The 1,721-nt window shown below is 71.4% G+C and carries 1 protein-coding gene; it reads left to right on the forward strand.

Features of this window, described 5'->3' with window-relative positions; translation table 11 throughout:
- Positions 1-394 precede the first annotated feature (394 nt).
- Complete coding sequence (locus tag FNQ90_RS22135) at positions 395-1,684, forward strand: polysaccharide deacetylase family protein (RefSeq protein ID WP_182607965.1); 1,290 nt, start codon at positions 395-397, stop codon at positions 1,682-1,684.
- Positions 1,685-1,721: the final 37 nt, after the last annotated feature.

The following is a 1,721-nucleotide window of genomic DNA, read 5'->3' on the forward strand; positions in this document are numbered from 1 at the left end:
GCCCGGGGTCGCGTCCGGCCGCGGGGCCGGACGTGACCGGTGTGACTACCTTCCGTATCGGTATGACTACTCTCAAGGCTTGGTAAACGAAGAGTAATGCCACGTAAAGGTCTGCACTAGTCCGGATCCCCTCTCTCACGACTGATTCCACCCAAAGGGTGAAAAAACATGCTTTATCGCTTGTCATATCAATGGTTTGTATTACTCACGGGGGAGCGTGGGCGGACCGGTGCGCACCACACCGGGACGACCACACACCGCGGGAGGACCGATGACGGGTGGAAGAGGGGGAACGCGGATCCGGCGAACCCCGGGGGCGCGGCGCCCCGGAGGCGGACGGGGAGCGGGGCACGACGCCCCGACGGCGCGCCGTCGCGGGCGCGGGACCGGCCGGGTGGGGAGCAGGACGCTCCTCGCCGCCGCGCTGGCCGTGCTCCTGGCGGCCTGCTCCGGCGGCCTCCCGGAGCCGGGTGAGCGGGAGGCGGACCGGAATGCGGACCGGAAGGCCACCGGTGAGCCGGGCGCCGGCGCGCCGCAGGGCCCCTCGCCCGGCAACCCCCACCTGCTCGGCGACGGCTCCACCGCGCTGACCGGCGCCCAGCCCAACCAACCGGCCGTCGACCGACTGGGCCCCGGCGAGAAGCCGCCGCAGTTCGTGGTCTTCTCCTGGGACGGCGCGGGGGAGGACGGCAACCGCCTCTTCTCCCGGTTCCGGGAGATCGCCCGGGAGAGCGACGCCCACATGACCTACTTCCTGACCGGCATCTACCTGCTGCCCGGAAGCCAACGCGAGCTGTACGAGCCGCCCGGCCGTTCACCCGGCGCCTCGGACATCGGCTACCTCTCGGAGGAGAGCATCGCCGCCACCCTCGAACAACTGCGCGGTGCCTGGCTGGACGGCAGCGAGATCGGCACCCACTTCAACGGCCACTTCTGTGGACCCACCGGCGTGAACACCTGGACGCCCGAGGACTGGATCTCGGAGACCGAACAGGCCAAGTGGATGGTCTCCAACTGGAGGACCGTCACCGGGTGGGAGCACATCGACCCGCTCCCCTTCGACTACGACAGGGAACTCGTCGGCGGGCGCACCCCCTGCCTGGAGGGCCGGGACGCGCTGCTGCGCGCCGCGGGCGACCTGGGACTGCGCTACGACTCCAGCGGCAACGGGCGCCAGGTGTGGCCCGACCGCACCCCGGACGGGGTCTGGGACATCCCGCTCCAGCAGGTGCCCATGCCGGGGCGCTCCTTCGAGGTGCTGGCCATGGACTACAACTTCATGGTCAACCAGTCCGGCCCGGGCAGCGGCGACCCGTCCATGCACCCCTTCTGGGAGGAGCAGACCCGGGAGGGACTCCTGCAGGGCTTCCGCCGCGCGTACGAGGGCAACCGCGCGCCACTGATCATCGGCAACCACTTCAACGGGTGGAACGGCGGTATCTACATGCGCGCCGTTGAGCACGTGATCCGGGAGATCTGTCCGATGGAGGACGTGCGCTGCGTGTCCTTCCGGCAACTGGTGGACTGGCTGGACGCCCAGGACCCCGAACTGCTCGACGCCCTGCGCACGCTGGACGTCGGCACCGCCCCGGCGGGCGGCTGGGAGGCGTTCCCCGCCCCGGTGTCGGCGGCGGCGGCCCCTCCGGCCCCGGAACCGGGGGCGGCGGTCGACCCCGCCTCCTGACGGGCGGCGCCCGGGACGGCGCGGGGGGGCGGGACGC

The sequence above is a fragment of the Streptomyces alkaliphilus genome, from assembly GCF_014141535.1.
GTDB classification, from domain to species: Bacteria; Actinomycetota; Actinomycetes; order Streptomycetales; family Streptomycetaceae; genus Streptomyces; species Streptomyces alkaliphilus.